Here is a 15,613-nt window from a genome sequence, read left to right as displayed (position 1 = left end):
GCCCAACGCGGGGCAAGCCCGCTCGCCACAGAGGCCAATCCGCTTGGCTTTAGAACACCGAGGCGTAGTCGCCCAGCTCTACCTGTACCGATTTGATGCGGGTGAAGTTGTTCAGCGAGCTGATGCCGTTCTCACGGCCCACACCGGATTGCTTGTAGCCACCGACCGGCATCTTGGCGTCGGATTCGCCCCAGGCGTTGATCCAGCAGATACCCGCTTCCAGCTGATGAATCACGCGGTGAGCGCGGTTCAGGTCTTTGGTGACCAAGCCGGCAGCGAGGCCGAAGTCAGTGTCGTTGGCGCGGCGGATCACTTCTTCTTCGGTCTCGTAAGTGAGGATGCTCATCACTGGGCCGAAGATTTCTTCACGGACGATGGTCATTTCGTCGGTGCAATCGGTGAACACGGTCGGGGCCACGTAGGCGCCTTTGGCGAATGCACCGTCGGTCAGACGGTCGCCGCCGCACAGGACGCGGGCGCCTTCTTCCTTACCTTTGGCGATGTAGCCGAGCACGCTTTCCATGTGGGCGAAGCTGACCAGCGGGCCGAAGTTGGTGTTCTCGTCTTGCGGGTCGCCAACGCGAATGCGCGCAACACGCTCAACGATCTTGGCTTCGAAGGCCGCTTGCAGGTGCTTAGGCACGAACACGCGAGTGCCGTTGGTGCAGACCTGACCGGAGCTGTAGAAGTTGGCCATCATCGCGATGTCGGCCGCACGATCCAGGTCGGCGTCTTCGAACACGATCAGTGGCGACTTGCCGCCCAGTTCCATGGTCACTTCTTTGAGCGAGGAGCTCGAAGCGCTGGCCATGACTTTCTTGCCGGTGTCGGTGCCGCCGGTGAACGAGACTTTCTCGATGCGCGGATGCTCGGTCAGCCAAGTGCCGACTTCACGGCCGCTGCCGGTCAGGACGTTGAACACGCCATCCGGAACGCCGGCTGCGGTGTAGATTTCAGCCAGTTTCAGGGTGGTCAGCGAGGTGACTTCGCTCGGCTTGAAGATCATCGCGTTACCGGCGGCCAGGGCCGGTGCGGATTTCCACAGGGCGATCTGGATCGGGTAGTTCCACGCGCCGATACCGGCAACCACGCCCAGCGGCTCGCGGCGGGTGTAGACGAACGAAGTGTCGCGCAGTGGGATCTGCTCGCCTTCGATGGCTGGCACCAGGCCTGCGTAGTATTCCAGCACATCAGCGCCGGTGACGATGTCGACGTATTGGGTTTCGGAGAAGGCTTTACCGGTGTCCAAGGTTTCCAGCGCGGCCAGCTCGTCGTTGCGCTCACGCAGGATGTCGACGGCACGGCGCAGGATGCGCGAACGCTCCATGGCGGTCATCGCAGCCCAGATTTTCTGGCCTTTTTCAGCGCTGACCACGGCACGTTCAACGTCTTCCTTCGTGGCGCGTTGCACTTGGGCGAGAACTTCACCGTTAGCCGGGTTGATGGCTTCGAAGGTGGCATCGCTGCCAGCGTCGCTGTAGCCGCCGTCAATGTAGAGTTTTTGCAGTTCGAAACGGGCCATAAAGTCCTCGCAAGTGCATAAGTGGTTGGCGTTACCCGCCGCCAGTGGGCCATGGTGTTCTGGCAACACTGAGCGGCAGACGTTCAGGGGTTGAGCGTTTATGTGTGCTCTAACTCACCTGCTTGGCCAATTGGAAATCCATGTATTCGTAAGCGATCCGTTGCGCCTGCTCCGTGTCGAAAGCGTCTCCCGACAGGGCGCCGCGCAACCACAAACCGTCGATCAGGGCCGCCAGGCCTCTGGCTGCTTTGCGTGCGTGCGGCAGCGGTAGCACTCGGCGGAACTGGCAGCACAGGTTGGAATACAGACGTTGATCGTTGATCCGCTGCAACCTGTGCAATGACGGGTGATGCATGCTGGTGGCCCAGAAGGCCAGCCAGGTTTTCATTGCCGGTCCGTTGACCTGGCTGGCGTCGAAGTTGCCCTCGATGATCACCCGAAGGTGCGCCCGTGGGCTGTCGTCCTTCAGCGCAAGCCTGCGTTCGTGGACGTTCTCGATCAGCACATTCATCAAGTACCGCATCGTTGCGGCGATCAGGCCGTTCTTGTCCTGAAAGTAGTGACTGATGATGCCGTTCGAGACACCGGCCAAACGGGCGATCAGCGCAATGCTGGCATCTCCCATCCCAACCTGATCGATGGCCGTCAAGGTGGCTTCGATCAACTGCTGGCGGCGTATGGGTTGCATACCGACCTTGGGCATGTAGCACCTCTCCTTAGGCCTGCCGGTGGGCGATAAACGTCCGTCGGCTTGAAGGCCAGTCTATTTTGTTTTGATTGAACGTTCAATCAACAAAGAATAAGATCTGCGACAAATGGTCGCTCCCTACAGATATTTCCTACCTGTGAGCAGCAGCCTCTGACACCTGCAAAAATCCTTGAAACCGGCCATATCAGGGCCTGCCACCGCTTCGGCGGGGCTCAAGAATTTTCGGGGTGTCTTTATAACACCCGTCCGTCGACTGCCGAAAAATCGATGTCCCGGGATAACCGTTGCCTTGTGTTTCTCTCTCGCACTGCCCGGAGCATCTGCGCCATGAGTTCTGCCTCTCTTATAAAGACCCCGCCGGAAAAGGTCCGGGTCAACGGTTGGGTGTTCTACACCTCCACCGCGCTCATTCTGTTGTTGACCGCCATTCTGATCATCGCCCCGCAGGAGGCCGGGCGCATGCTCGGCGTAGCACAGGCTTGGCTTTCCAAAAGCTTTGGCTGGTACTACATGGTGGTCATCGCCGCTTACCTGGTGTTTGTGGTCGGCCTGGCGTTTTCGTCCTACGGTAAATTGAAACTGGGCAGCAAGGACGACACCCCGGACTTCAGCTACGGCGCCTGGGCCGGCATGTTGTTCTCGTCGGGTATCGGCATCTCGCTGCTGTACTTCGGCGCCTCGGAACCGTTGGACCACTACTTCAACCCGCCCGAAGGCGCGGCTGCCAGTAATGGTGCGGCACGCCAGGCGCTGCAGTTGACCTTCCTGCACTGGGGCCTGCATGGCTGGGCGATCTATGCTTTGGTGGGCCTGGCCGTGGCGTACTTCGCCTACCGTCACAACCAGCCGCTGGCCTTGCGTTCGGCGCTGTACCCGCTGGTAGGCGAGCGTTGGGTGAAAGGCGCGGCCGGCCACGCGGTGGACGGTTTCGGCATGTTCGTGACCTTGCTGGGCCTGGTGACGAACCTGGGGATTGGTGCGATGCAAGTGTCGTCCGGGTTGGAAAACCTGTTCGGCATGGAGCACAACAACACCAACCTGCTGATCGTGATCATCGTGATGAGCACCGTGGCGACCATCGCCGCCGTGTCGGGTGTGGAAAACGGTATTCGCCGCCTGTCCAACCTCAACATCGTGCTGTTCAGCGGCTTGCTGATTTTCGTGCTGCTGTTCGGCCCGACGCTGCACCTGCTCAATGGCTTGGTGCAGAACACGGGTGATTATCTCAACGGCATCGTGCTGAAGACTTTCGACCTGTATGTGTACGAAGGCGACGCCGACAAGACCGAGCGTTGGATGGGCCTGTGGACCCTGTTCTACTGGGCCTGGTGGATTTCCTGGGCGCCATTCGTAGGCATGTTCATCGCGCGTATTTCCCGTGGTCGCACCGTGCGTGAACTGGTGGCCGGCGTGCTGCTGATCCCGCTGGGCTTCACCTTGGCGTGGTTGTCGATCTTCGGTAACTCGGCCCTGGACCTGGTGCTCAACCACGGTGCCGTGGAGTTGGGCAAGACGGCGCTGGAACAACCGTCGATGGCCATCTACCAATTGCTGGAGCACTACCCGGCGTCGAAAATTGTTATCGGTGTGTCGATCTTCGTGGGCTTTGTGTTGTTCCTGACCCCGGCGGATTCCGGCGCGGTGATGATGGCCAACCTTTCCTGCAAAGGCGGCAATGTGGATGAAGATGCGCCGCACTGGTTGCGTATCTTCTGGTCGGCCGTGATCACCCTGGTGACCATCGGCCTGTTGTTTGCTGGCAACTTCGAAGCCATGCAAACCATGGTGGTGCTGGCGGGGCTGCCGTTCTCGGTGGTGCTGATTTTGTTCATGTTCGGTTTGCACAAGGCGATGCGCCAGGATGTGGCCATCGAACAGGAGCAGGCGCAATTGGCCGAACGTGGCCGCCGTGGTTTCAGCGAGCGCTTGACCGCCCTGGACCTGCAACCGAGCCAGGCCACCGTGCAGCGCTTTATGGACAAGCACGTAACGCCGGCGCTGGAAGAAGCGGCGGTTGCGTTGCGTGATCAAGGGCTGGAAGTGCAGACCTTGTTGGGCAAATCCAAGCGTTGCATCGGTGTGCGCATCGAGATGGAAGAGGGCAACCCGTTTGTCTATGAAGTGAGCCTGGATGCTTATTCGGCGGCACCGAGCGACTTGCCCGAAGAAGAGCGCACGCGTTATTACCGGGCCGAGGTCTACCTGCACAACGGACCTCAGGAATACGACCTGATGGGCTTTGCCCAGGAACAGATCACCCGGGACGTGCTCGACCAGTTTGAAAGCCATCGGCAGCTCCTTGGCCGTGTCTATAGCTGATAGTTGAGTTTGAATGATCATTCCCACGCGGAGCGTGGGAATGCATCTTGTGACGCTCTGCGTCACGACTTAAGAGCGGACGCAGAGCGTCCAGGGCGGCATTCCCACGCAGAGCGTGGGAACGATCAAGCGACTAGCCCAGGTTCTTGCCCAGCAGGGCATGGTAAAGCTCACTGTCCCCCAAGATCCCCACCACCTGGTGGTTGCTGTCATGCAACACCAACTTATTCCCGGTGTGATAACGAATCTGCAACGCATCACGCATGCCGATATTGGAATCCACCAGCGTCGGCACACGGCCCAAACCTTCTACCGGTTGCCCTGGTGCCCAGTTCTGCAGGTTCATCACCGCGCCATTCTGGCGGGCACCCTTGATGGTGTTGCCTTCTGCCAGGTCCAGCCACGAATCGCCGCCCGGGTCCAGGCACACTGAACCGTTGATGCGTTTGCAGTTGTCCAGGGTGCGCATCAGGCTGCGACCGCACAATACGTTCAGCGGGTTGGTATGCGCGACGAAGGTGCGCACATAGTCGTCCGCCGGGTTCAGCACGATCTCTTCCGGCACGCTGTACTGGATGATCTTGCCGTCTTTCATGATCGCGATGCGGCTGCCGAGTTTCAGTGCCTCATCCAGGTCGTGGCTCACGAACACGATGGTCTTGCTCAGCTTGCGTTGCAGCTCCAGCAGTTCATCTTGCAGGCCTTGGCGGATCAGCGGGTCGAGGGCGGAGAAGGGTTCGTCCATCAGCAGGATATCGGCGTCCATCGCCAGCGCGCGGGCCAGGCCGACGCGCTGCTGCATGCCGCCGGACAGCTCGTCGGGCTTCTTGTTGCGCCATTGGGCCAGGCCCACCAGCTCGAGTTTTTCATCCACCAGCGCGCGCCGTTCTTTCTCGGGGCGGCCCTGCATCTCAAGGCCAAAGCTGATGTTTTCGCGCACCGTCAGCCAGGGCATCAGGGCGAACTTCTGGAACACCATGGCGATGCGCTTGGTGCGCATCATTTTCAGCTCCGCAGGCGTGCAGGACGCGATGTCGATCTGGCGCCCTTCATGCTCCACAAACAGCTGGCCACGGCTCACGGTGTTGAGGCCGTTGATACAGCGCAGCAAGCTCGACTTGCCGGAGCCCGACAGGCCCATCAGCACGCAGATCTCGCCTTTCTCCACGTCCAGGCTGGCTTTTTCAACGCCGACAATCTGCCCGGTCTTTTTCAGGATCTCGTTGCGGTGCATGCCCTGGTCGAGCAGCTTGAGCGCTTCGCGCGGGTCTTTGGAGAAGATCACATCGACATTGTCGAATCGGATAATGCTCATGCATCACCTCCTACTTTGGCGTCGGGTTGTTTGCAGATGCGGTCGAGCATGATCGCCAGCAATACGATTGCCAGGCCGGCTTCAAAGCCCAGGGCGATGTCGGCGGTGTTCAGTGCGTTGACCACTGGCTTGCCGAGGCCGTCGGCGCCTACCAGGGCCGCGATCACCACCATCGACAACGACAGCATGATGCATTGGGTAATGCCGGCGGCAATGCTCGGCATAGCGTGGGGCAGTTCAATCCGTGAGAGCAACTGGCGGCGCGAGCAGCCAAAGGCCTTGCCGGCGTCCATTAACTCTTGCGGCACATCGCGGATACCCAGGTAAGTCAGACGGATAGGTGCGGCAATCGCGAACACCACCGTGGAAATCAGCCCGGGCACCACACCCAGCCCGAAGAGGGTCAGGGTTGGGATGAGGTAGACGAAGGTCGGTACGGTCTGCATCAGATCGAGCACCGGCCGCATCAGGGTGTAGAACATGGGTTTGTGCGCGGCAATAATGCCCAGTGGCACACCGATGACCACGCAGACCAGGGTGGCGAACAGCACCTGGGCGAGGGTCTCCATGGTTTCCTGCCAGTACCCAAGGTTCAGGATCAGCAGGAAGGAGGCAATGACAAATACCGTCAGGCCCCATTTACGTTGAATAAAGTGAGCGAGTAGCGCAATCAGACCGATCAATGCCAGCGGATTGAACCAGGTCAGCGCAAACGTCACGCCGTGGATCATCGTTTCCAGAGTCGATGCGATTGCGTCGAAGTAGTTGGCACCGTGTTGGGTCAACCATTCGACGAAGGCAGCGATGTACTGGCCTAGTGGGAGTTTATGTTCAGTCAGCATGGTAGTGAATGTCCACATGCGAAGGGGAAAACATCCCAGGCCAGCGCACCGGCCTGGGGTCAGCGGGTGCTAGTTGGCGAGATACGCTTTTACGGCCTCCAGCCCAGGTTTGCCGTCAACCGTGGTCACACCGGCGAGCCAGGTGTCGAGCACTTGCGGGTTCTTCTGCAGCCAGGCCTTGGCCGCGGCGTCGGGCTTCATCTTGTCGTCCAGGACGTTACCCATCAGGGTGCTTTCCATGTTCAACGTGAACGCCAGGTTTTTCAGCAGTTGGCCAACGTTGCTGCATTCCTGGGTGTAGCCCTTGCGGGTGTTGGTGTAGATGGTGGCCTGGCCGTAGTTGGGGCCGAACGAATCGTCACCGCCGGTCAGGTACTTCATCTTGAAGCGGGTGTTCATCGGGTGCGGTTCCCAGCCAAGGAACACGATGGCCTGGCCGCGCTTGGTGGCCCGTTCGACCTGGGAGAGCATCCCGGCTTCGCTGGATTCCACGATCTTGAAGCCCGCGTCTTTCAAACCGAACTGGTTCTTGTCGATCACGGTCTGGATGGTGCGGTTGCCGTCGTTACCCGGCTCGATGCCGTAGATCTTGCCGCCTAGCTCATCCTTGAATTTGGCGATATCGGCGAAGTCTTTCAGGCCCTTGTCATACAGCGCCTCGGGGACCGCCAGGGTGTACTTGGCGTTTTCCAGGTTGGCGCGCACGGTTTCCACGGTGCCGGCATCACGGTACTGCTTGATGTCGTTTTCCATGGTCGGCATCCAGTTGCCGAGGAAGATGTCCATGTTTTTGCCGTCGGCCAGCGACTTGTAGGTCACAGGTACCGAAATCATCGTGGTGCGCGGCTTGTAGCCTAGGCCTTTGAGGATTTCGCTGGTGGTCGCGGTGGTGACGGTAATGTCGGTCCAGCCGACATCGGAGAAGTTAACGGTCTTGCACTGTTCCGGTTCTGCAGCGTGTGCCAGGACTGGCAGACTCAGCATGGCGGCCAACAACAACGAGGGTGAACCTTTCATCGGGGTAGACTCCTGTGTCTTTTTTCTGGCGGCTTTCGCCGCGCTTTATAAGTGTTGCGGTTGGGGCGTGCGATGAAGCGCCGGCACGGTGCCTTGCCATCGAGTCGAGACTGATCATGTACCAGTGAAAATCTGACGCCTACAGGGGGCGTCGTATCCAGTACAGGGATGGTCGTATCCAGTGTCGGTGACGTCGCTTACAGATTTTTCCGAAGGCAAAACTGCAGTTTTTACCGATCTGCACCGCTAAAAACGGCCAAAACGCTTGATCGCACGGGAGCGACGCTGTTGAGCATGGGTGCGTCGGTGTGAGACGCCGTGAGGGCGGATAAAAGCTTGATGATGCCGCCATCTGGGCGATCTGAGCGTAGCAGCTTGTTCATGCCTAGCCTGCTCACCGAGGAGTTTCACGGCAATGGCTATCAGCGTTTTCGACCTGTTCAAGATCGGCATCGGGCCTTCTAGTTCTCACACCGTCGGCCCCATGCGCGCCGCAGCGTTGTTCGTCCAAGCATTACGTGAACGTGAACTGTTGGAACAAGTCAGGCGCGTCGAAGTTCAGCTGTATGGCTCATTGTCGGCCACCGGCATCGGCCACGGCAGCGACACCGCCACCATCATGGGCCTGATGGGCGAGTGGCCGGACGCTATCGACCCGGCGCAAATCGGCCTGCGTATTCACACCCTGCGCGAGACCGACACACTGTTGCTCGACGGCCGCCTGCCGGTGCCCTTCATCTGGGCGCGCGACATGCGCCTGCTCGACGAAAACCTGCCGTTCCACCCCAACGCCATGACCCTGGTGGTGTTCGGCGATGACGGCGAGCTGCACCGCGATACCTACTACTCGGTCGGTGGCGGTTTTGTGGTGGACGAAGCCCAGGCGCAAAGCGGCGTGGCCGATATGGACCGCACCGAGTTGCCGTATGATTTTTCCAGCGCGGTGGAGCTTTTGCAGCTGTGCAAGACCCACAACCTGCGCGTGTCCGAGTTGATGCTGGCGAATGAAAAGACTTGGCGCAGCGAGGAAGAAATCCGCAGCGGCCTGATGAAGCTCTGGCGCGCCATGCAAGATTGCGTGGAGCAGGGCCTCAAGCACGAGGGCATCTTGCCCGGCGGCTTGAACGTGCGGCGTCGCGCCGCCAAATTGCACCGCAGCTTGCAGGAGTTGGGCAAGCCAAATGTGATTGGCTCGACCTTGAGTGCGATGGAGTGGGTCAACCTGTTCGCCCTGGCGGTGAATGAAGAAAACGCCGCCGGCGGGCGCATGGTCACCGCACCGACGAATGGCGCGGCGGGGATCATCCCGGCGGTGCTGCACTACTTTATGAAGTTCAGCGACGAAGTGACTGAAGCCAACGTGGTCGACTATTTGCTCAGCGCGGCGGCCGTGGGAATTTTGTGTAAAAAGAATGCCTCGATTTCCGGCGCCGAAGTCGGCTGCCAAGGCGAAGTCGGTTCGGCCTGCGCCATGGCCGCAGCCGGGTTGGCCGAAATCCTCGGTGCCACGCCGGAGCAGCTGTGCAACGCCGCCGAAATCGGCCTGGAACATAACCTCGGCCTGACCTGCGACCCGGTGGGCGGGCTGGTGCAAGTGCCGTGCATCGAGCGCAATGCGATTGCAGCGGTGAAAGCGATCAACGCGGCGCAGATGGCGCTGCGCGGCGATGGCCAGCACTTTATCTCCCTGGACCGAGTGATCCGTACCATGCGCGATACCGGCGCGGACATGCATGACAAGTACAAGGAAACATCGCGGGGTGGGTTGGCGGTAAGTGCGGTGGAGTGTTGAGCGCTTTCTTCTGGTGAGCGGCTTGTTGTGGCAAGCCCGCTCGCCACAATTGATTAGCAAACTGCTCATAAAGTGAACACCCGGATTCAAAAGCGCCACCTTTTAGCGCGTCGCAAACAGATAAGTAGCTCCAGAACGAATTCCCGCCCGACCACCCGTCACCCGTGCGTGCGGTGACAGACTCTTCCTACGCCCGCAAAGCGCCTTCCCACAAGTGCTACCGATCTGCTCACACCCCGTGAGCAGGCGCACGCCAGCGTCCTTTTCGAGGCATATCCCGCACTTCCTGCGCGGGCTTAAATAGACGCGTCATCAGGTCGTTTTCAGGAGTTATTGAATGCCCATTCAATTTTAGGCATGGCATTTGCTCTATCTATTCAAAGCCTCTCCTTTCCAGGGCGAGCGCAATAACAAGAGCCTCGCCTGAGGCCATCACCCGCTTTGTGTGAGGAGATACCGCGATGACGTCGTTCAACTCAGGGGCCCAACCCCAGAACCGTGCGCCTCAATCCATCGGCTTTTTGCTGCTGGACAATTTCACGCTGATTTCCCTGGCGTCCGCAGTGGAACCGCTGCGCATGGCCAACCAGTTGTCCGGCCGTGAGCTGTATCGCTGGTCAACCCTGAGTGTCGACGGCAACCAAGTGTGGGCCAGCGACGGTCTGCAAATCACCCCCGATGCCTCCATGCACAAAGCCCCGGCCCTGGACACTGTGATTGTGTGCGGCGGCGTGGGTATCCAGCGCACCGTTACCCGTGAACACGTGTCGTGGCTGCAAAGCCAGGCGCGCCAGTCGCGTCGCCTCGGCGCCGTGTGCACTGGCAGTTGGGCCCTGGCCTGCGCCGGTTTGCTCGACGGTTTCGATTGCAGCGTGCACTGGGAATGCCTGGCGTCGATGCAGGAAGCGTTCCCGCGTGTCGCCATGAGCACACGCCTGTTCACCCTTGACCGCAACCGCTTCACCAGCTCGGGCGGCACCGCGCCGCTGGACATGATGCTGCACCTGATCAGCCGCGACCACGGCCGTGAATTGTCGGCAGCGATCTCCGAGATGTTTGTGTACGAACGCATCCGCAACGAACAGGATCACCAGCGTGTGCCGCTCAAACACATGCTCGGCACCAACCAGCCGAAACTGCAGGAAATCGTCGCGCTGATGGAAGCCAACCTGGAAGAGCCGATCGACCTGGACGAGCTGGCGGTGTACGTCGCCGTGTCGCGTCGCCAGTTGGAGCGGCTGTTCCAGAAATACCTGCACTGCTCGCCGTCGCGTTACTACTTAAAGCTGCGCTTGATCCGTGCACGGCAACTGCTCAAGCAAACGCCGATGTCGATCATCGAAGTGGCCTCGGTGTGCGGGTTTGTGTCCACGCCGCACTTCTCCAAGTGCTACCGCGAATACTTCGGCATACCGCCACGGGATGAACGCGTAGGTTCCAACACCACCCAGCAAGTGGCGATGATGCCGATTCCGCAGGCGCTGGTGTTGTCACCGTTGTCGGGGCCGATGTCGGCGTTGAGTCAGGCCAGGAATGAGTCGACTTTCGCGAGTGTAAGGCTCTAGACCGAAGGTACTTCATCGCAGGCAAGCCAGTTCCCACATTTTGATCTGTGAATACATTCAAATGTGGGGGCTGGCTTGCCTGCGATAGCGATCTATCAGACGCCAGAGTTCTGCTTGAACTGCCCCAACGCCGGCAACAACTGCCTATCGATCGCCTGGCGCACAGCCGGCAAGATCGTCGCGCTGCCGGTGTACATCTGTTCCACCATGCCCTTGAGCGCCTTGGCCCGCGCGGCACTCAAACCGCGCACCGCACACTCGCAAGCCTGCTCGGCGGTGGCGCCGCTGGACACTTCAAAACCCAGTGAGCGCAGTTGGCCCAGCAGGTCATCCTGGTCAATCAAATCCGCGTGCATCATGACGTTCATCCTGGTGTAGGGAGCGGGGACTGACTGGGATTCTGGTAGGCCCTCGGCCGGTCGGCAAGGGCAGATTCAACGAATGGCTCAGATGGCTATGAACAGGTCGTTTTCGGGTCATTTACCGACACAAGTAATAGGCACACTGAACGCCAGGCACGCACCTTGAAGGTTTGGTCACCCTCGGGATGTCACGCTCACACCAAGCACTCTGCCCCGATCCAGTCACGGCTGGATCGGGGCTTTTTTTGCCTGGAGTTTGTGGTGAGTTCACGGGCCCCCTCGCAGGCAAGCCAGCTCCCACATTTTGACTTGTGAACGCAGTCAAATGTGGGAGCTGGCTTGCCTGCGAGGGGTGCGCCGCGGTCTACCGCTGCAACACCAGAATCCGTGAGAGCAACTCATCCCGGTCGATGTAACAACCCTGAAAGTGCCGCGCTCCGGAAGCCGGGTCAAACGCATTGCGCGCATGCAACGTGCGGCGGTTATCAAAGCACCACAACTCGCCCGGATTCAAACGCTTGACCAACCGAAACCGCTCCTCCCGCGTCATCGAAATAAAGCGCCGATACGCGCGATACAACAACGGCATCTGTTCCACCGGCGCCTCGAATGGCCCACGCAGAAAGTTGGCCATGCGGATCTCCGCCACTTCACCCAAGGCATCCAGCGCAATGATCGGCGCGAGGCGGCGATAGTCGCTGTGACGGTCCTTGTTGCGAAACTCCACCGGTATTTCACACAGCGCGCGAAACGCCTCGGGGTCTTCGCTGCGCAGCGCATTGGCGATGGCGAACCCATCGACAAAAATGCTCTCGCCGCCCGTGGCCTCGTTCACCAGGCAGTGCAAAAACTGCAGCCCCGGTTGCAGCTCCCGCGTCGGCAAATCGCTGTGCAATGGCAGGTTGAAAGCGGTGTAGGCATTGCTGTCGGCATCGGCCTTGGATTGCACGTTGAACAGCACGCCGAAGTTGCTCTCGCGGATAAACGAAATACGCTTGGCGATCAGCGCCAGGGAGCCGGGTTCGGTGGGTACGCCACGGATTTGCGTGAGGCCGCCGTCACGCAAGGCCAGCAACCATTGCAGCAGGACCTTGGGGTCTTCCATCACCGCCGCGTAGTCGAAAACCGGCAACGTGAAGTGCTGGTCCCACAGCTGGGGTTGGGGTTTCGCCGCACGGCGCTCAGCGCGGGATTCATCGTCGTAGGCGTGCGCCCGTAACCAGCCGGGATCGTACTGGCTCAGGTGGCCGCCGTTCCATTCCACACTCAGCAAGCCCTGATCAATGCGCGCGCTGCTGGCGCTGAGATTCTCAGCCACATCGACAATCTCCAGCACCTGCTCACGGGTCACGCTGTACACGCACTCCGCGCACGGGCAGTTGTCCCGCAGCCACTGATGATGAAACGGGCTCACTCGGCCATCGGCCCAATGCACGCGAAGCTGATCCTCCAGCACCTGCACCTCGGCGAGGTCGCAGATCGTTGGGTAAGTACGAAAGTCGGCAACAGCGGCTGCAGTGCGCATGACGGCTCCTTAGGGTTTTTTGGGCGGCAAACCGATCACACGGCCGAGGAGGGCGGGCCTTGGCAGGTCGGCCTGCGCAGCGCGGATAGCGATGAGTTTTTCCAGGGTGGCCGCGGTGAACGGCGCCGAATGCGGGCCAGCGAGGTCGACGTGCAGCAGCATCTGTTCGTTGCCGGCCAGTTCTTTTTCATCGCCCGCTAAATGCAGGCTGTGATACAGGTGCAGGCGCTTGGCATCGTGGGCGATCAGTTGGGTGTGCACCTCTACCTCGGCACCGAGTTTTACCTCGTGCAGGTAGTTGAGGTGCAGTTCCAGGGTGAACAATGAATTGCCGCTGGCCTCGCGGTTTTCAATGTCCAAACCCAAGGTGTCCATCAGCGCGTCGGTGGCGTAGCTGAAGATCAGCAGGTAGAACGCATCGCGCAGATGGCCGTTGTAATCCACCCAGTCGGGGAGGATTTTTGTGGTGTAAGTCGTCAGTGCAGGCATCACATAAATTCCGGCTATGTACTCGGTCAAATGTGGGAGCTGGCTTGCCTGCGATAGCCATGTACGACTCACCGCCGCTATCGCAGGCAAGCCAGCTCCCACAGGAAATCAACAGCGGTTACTCAGCGAAGCTCATGCCGTGTTTGGCTTTGGTGGTTTTCACCGCTTCAAGCACCGCCAACAGGCAATCATCACGATAGCGTTCCAGCGCCGAAATGCTGTGCTTGCCCAACTGCTCGCTGGTGCCATCGACCACATCATCAATCAACTTGTCAGTCAATTCCGGCGCCGGCAGGTACGTCCACGGCAACTGCAGCGCCGGGCCGAACTGCGCCATGAAATGCCGCATCCCGGCATCACCGCCGGCCAGGGTGTAGGTTAGGAAGGTGCCCATGAACGACCAGCGCAACCCGGCGCCAAAACGGATGGCGTCATCGATCTCTCCGGTGGTCGCCACGCCGTCGTTGACCAAGTGCAGCGCCTCACGCCACAGCGCTTCAAGCAGGCGGTCTGCGATAAACCCCGGCACTTCCTTACGCACATGCAACGGGCGCATGCCGAGTGATTCATACACCTTGATCGCCGCCTGAACAGCCTCCGGCGCGGTATTTTTGCCGCCCACCACTTCCACCAGCGGCAACAGGTAAACCGGGTTAAACGGGTGGCCGACCACGCAGCGTTCCGGGTGGGTGGAACCCTCGTAGAACTCGCTTGGCAACAGGCCCGAGGTACTCGAACCAATCAGCGCATTCGGCTTGGCCGCCGCGCTGATCTTGCTGTGCAACTCCAGTTTCAGCTCCAGGCGTTCCGGGGCGCTTTCCTGGATGAAGTCGGCGTCTTTCACGCACGCTTCAATGGTGGCGACAAAGCGCAGGCGGTCCTGGGATGCTCCCGGTGCCAAGCCTTGTTTTTCCAAAGCGCCCCAGGCGTTGGCGACGCGTTTGCGCAGGGCCGCTTCGGCGCCGGGCGCCGGGTCCCAGGCGACTACATCCAGGCCGTGGGCCAGGGCGCGGGATACCCAGCCGCTGCCGATGACGCCGCTGCCGAGGGCGGCGAAGGTTTTGATTTCGGTGATAAAGCTCATAGTGACGATCCTGAAAAGTCCGGTGATTCAATGTGGGAGCTGGCTTGCCTGCGATAGCGGTGTGTCAGTTGGAGTATCCGGTGCAGGTGTACCGCCATCGCGGGCAAGCCCGGCTCCCACAGGGTTCAGCGGTGGTTGGAAAAATTAGCCGCGCTTGGTCAGGCCCATCTTGATTCGACCTTCCGCCGGGGTCATGACCCGCGCGCCCAGGCGGCTGAGGATTTCACTCGCTCGCTCCACCAGCTGGCCGTTGGTGGCGAGCACGCCTTTGTCCAGCCACAGGTTGTCCTCCAGACCGACCCGTACGTTGCCGCCCAGCAGCACCGCTTGCGCCGCCATCGGCATTTGCATGCGGCCGATACCGAAGCCGGCCCACACTGCGTCGGCGGGCAAGTTGTCGACCATGGCTTTCATCGTGGTGGTGTCAGCCGGTGCGCCCCATGGGATGCCAAGGCACAGTTGGAACAACGGGTTGTCGAGCAGGCCTTCCTTGATCATCTGCTTGGCGAACCACAGGTGGCCGGTGTCGAAAATTTCCAGCTCGGCCTTAACGCCCAGTTCCTGAATGCGCTTGGCGCCGGCGCGCAGTTGGGCTGGGGTGGACACGTAAATGGTGTCGCCATCGCCGAAGTTCAGGGTGCCGCAGTCCAGGGTGCAGATTTCCGGCAGCAGCGCTTCCACGTGGGCCAGGCGGGTCAGCGGGCCGACTAGGTCGGTGTTGGGGCCGAACTCCATCGGGTTCTCGCCACCGCCGATTTCCAGGTCGCCACCCATGCCAGCGGTGAGGTTGACGATGATGTCGATATCGGCCTCGCGGATGCGCTCCATCACCTCGCGGTACAGCGCGACGTCGCGGCTGAACTTGCCGGTTTCGGGGTCACGCACGTGGCAGTGCACCACGGTCGCGCCAGCCTTGGCGGCTTCCACGGCGGCAGCGGCGATTTGTTTGGGAGTGACCGGCACGTGTGGGCTTCTGCCGGTCGTGTCGCCAGCACCGGTGAGTGCGCAGGTGATGATGACGTCGTGGTTCATGAGTCGGTTCCTTGCAGGCGGGCGTAGTGATGCCGCGCGC

At 60.3% G+C, this 15,613-nt stretch carries 13 protein-coding genes; 3 read left to right on the top strand and 10 right to left on the bottom strand.

Annotation, left to right across the window (positions count from 1 at the left end; genetic code table 11):
• Positions 1-49: 49 nt before the first annotated feature.
• Complete coding sequence (gene betB, locus KZH41_RS28850) at positions 50-1,522, bottom strand: betaine-aldehyde dehydrogenase (RefSeq protein WP_094949545.1); 1,473 nt, start codon at positions 1,520-1,522, stop codon at positions 50-52.
• 109 nt (positions 1,523-1,631) lie between these two features.
• Positions 1,632-2,225, bottom strand: a complete 594-nt coding sequence (gene betI / locus KZH41_RS28845) for a transcriptional regulator BetI (RefSeq protein WP_010207128.1) — start codon at positions 2,223-2,225, stop codon at positions 1,632-1,634.
• A 390-nt stretch (positions 2,226-2,615) separates the two neighbouring features.
• Here betI and KZH41_RS28840 point away from each other — a divergent pair, with 390 nt between their 5' ends.
• The gene (locus KZH41_RS28840) at positions 2,616-4,550 is read left to right on the top strand and encodes a BCCT family transporter (protein ID WP_242156139.1); all 1,935 of its coding nucleotides are present in this window, start codon (positions 2,616-2,618) and stop codon (positions 4,548-4,550) included.
• Between the two features lie 133 nt (positions 4,551-4,683).
• Here the strand turns inward: KZH41_RS28840 and choV are convergent, their stop codons facing one another.
• From choV to KZH41_RS28825, 3 genes are all read right to left on the bottom strand, one after another.
• On the bottom strand, positions 4,684-5,865 hold the full coding sequence (gene choV / locus KZH41_RS28835) for a choline ABC transporter ATP-binding protein (RefSeq protein ID WP_094949543.1): 1,182 nt from the start codon (positions 5,863-5,865) through the stop codon (positions 4,684-4,686).
• The gene (choW, locus tag KZH41_RS28830) at positions 5,862-6,707 is read right to left on the bottom strand and encodes a choline ABC transporter permease subunit (RefSeq protein WP_263274119.1); all 846 of its coding nucleotides are present in this window, start codon (positions 6,705-6,707) and stop codon (positions 5,862-5,864) included. The genes choV and choW overlap by 4 nt, the downstream gene beginning before the upstream one ends.
• 69 nt (positions 6,708-6,776) lie before the next feature.
• Positions 6,777-7,724 (bottom strand): choline ABC transporter substrate-binding protein, encoded by a 948-nt coding sequence (locus tag KZH41_RS28825; RefSeq protein WP_094949541.1) that lies wholly within the window; start codon positions 7,722-7,724, stop codon positions 6,777-6,779.
• A 415-nt stretch (positions 7,725-8,139) separates the two neighbouring features.
• Between KZH41_RS28825 and KZH41_RS28820 the strand changes: the two genes are divergently transcribed.
• Positions 8,140-9,516, top strand: coding sequence for an L-serine ammonia-lyase (locus tag KZH41_RS28820; protein WP_263274118.1), 1,377 nt, complete (start codon positions 8,140-8,142; stop codon positions 9,514-9,516).
• Between the two features lie 461 nt (positions 9,517-9,977).
• Positions 9,978-11,081, top strand: coding sequence for a GlxA family transcriptional regulator (locus KZH41_RS28815; RefSeq protein ID WP_094949539.1), 1,104 nt, complete (start codon positions 9,978-9,980; stop codon positions 11,079-11,081).
• Between the two features lie 95 nt (positions 11,082-11,176).
• Here KZH41_RS28815 and KZH41_RS28810 read toward each other — a convergent pair whose 3' ends face one another.
• The 5 genes from KZH41_RS28810 to KZH41_RS28790 all read right to left on the bottom strand — a co-directional run bounded on the left by KZH41_RS28810 (position 11,177) and on the right by KZH41_RS28790 (position 15,573).
• Positions 11,177-11,440, bottom strand: a complete 264-nt coding sequence (locus tag KZH41_RS28810) for a hypothetical protein (protein WP_263274117.1) — start codon at positions 11,438-11,440, stop codon at positions 11,177-11,179.
• Positions 11,441-11,807: 367 nt separating this feature from the next.
• Entirely contained in the window at positions 11,808-12,968 is a 1,161-nt protein-coding gene (locus KZH41_RS28805) for a gamma-butyrobetaine dioxygenase (RefSeq protein ID WP_263274116.1), read from the bottom strand.
• A 9-nt stretch (positions 12,969-12,977) separates the two neighbouring features.
• Positions 12,978-13,457 (bottom strand): thioesterase family protein, encoded by a 480-nt coding sequence (locus KZH41_RS28800; protein WP_263274115.1) that lies wholly within the window; start codon positions 13,455-13,457, stop codon positions 12,978-12,980.
• A gap of 118 nt (positions 13,458-13,575) precedes the next feature.
• Entirely contained in the window at positions 13,576-14,541 is a 966-nt protein-coding gene (locus tag KZH41_RS28795; RefSeq protein ID WP_094949536.1) for an L-carnitine dehydrogenase, read from the bottom strand.
• A gap of 144 nt (positions 14,542-14,685) precedes the next feature.
• The gene (locus KZH41_RS28790; protein WP_263274114.1) at positions 14,686-15,573 is read right to left on the bottom strand and encodes a 3-keto-5-aminohexanoate cleavage protein; all 888 of its coding nucleotides are present in this window, start codon (positions 15,571-15,573) and stop codon (positions 14,686-14,688) included.
• Between the last annotated feature and the right edge of the window lie 40 nt (positions 15,574-15,613).

It is taken from the genome of Pseudomonas sp. YeP6b, assembly GCF_025642995.1.
GTDB lineage: Bacteria > Pseudomonadota > Gammaproteobacteria > Pseudomonadales > Pseudomonadaceae > Aquipseudomonas.
This window is presented reverse-complemented; position numbering and strand designations above follow the sequence as displayed.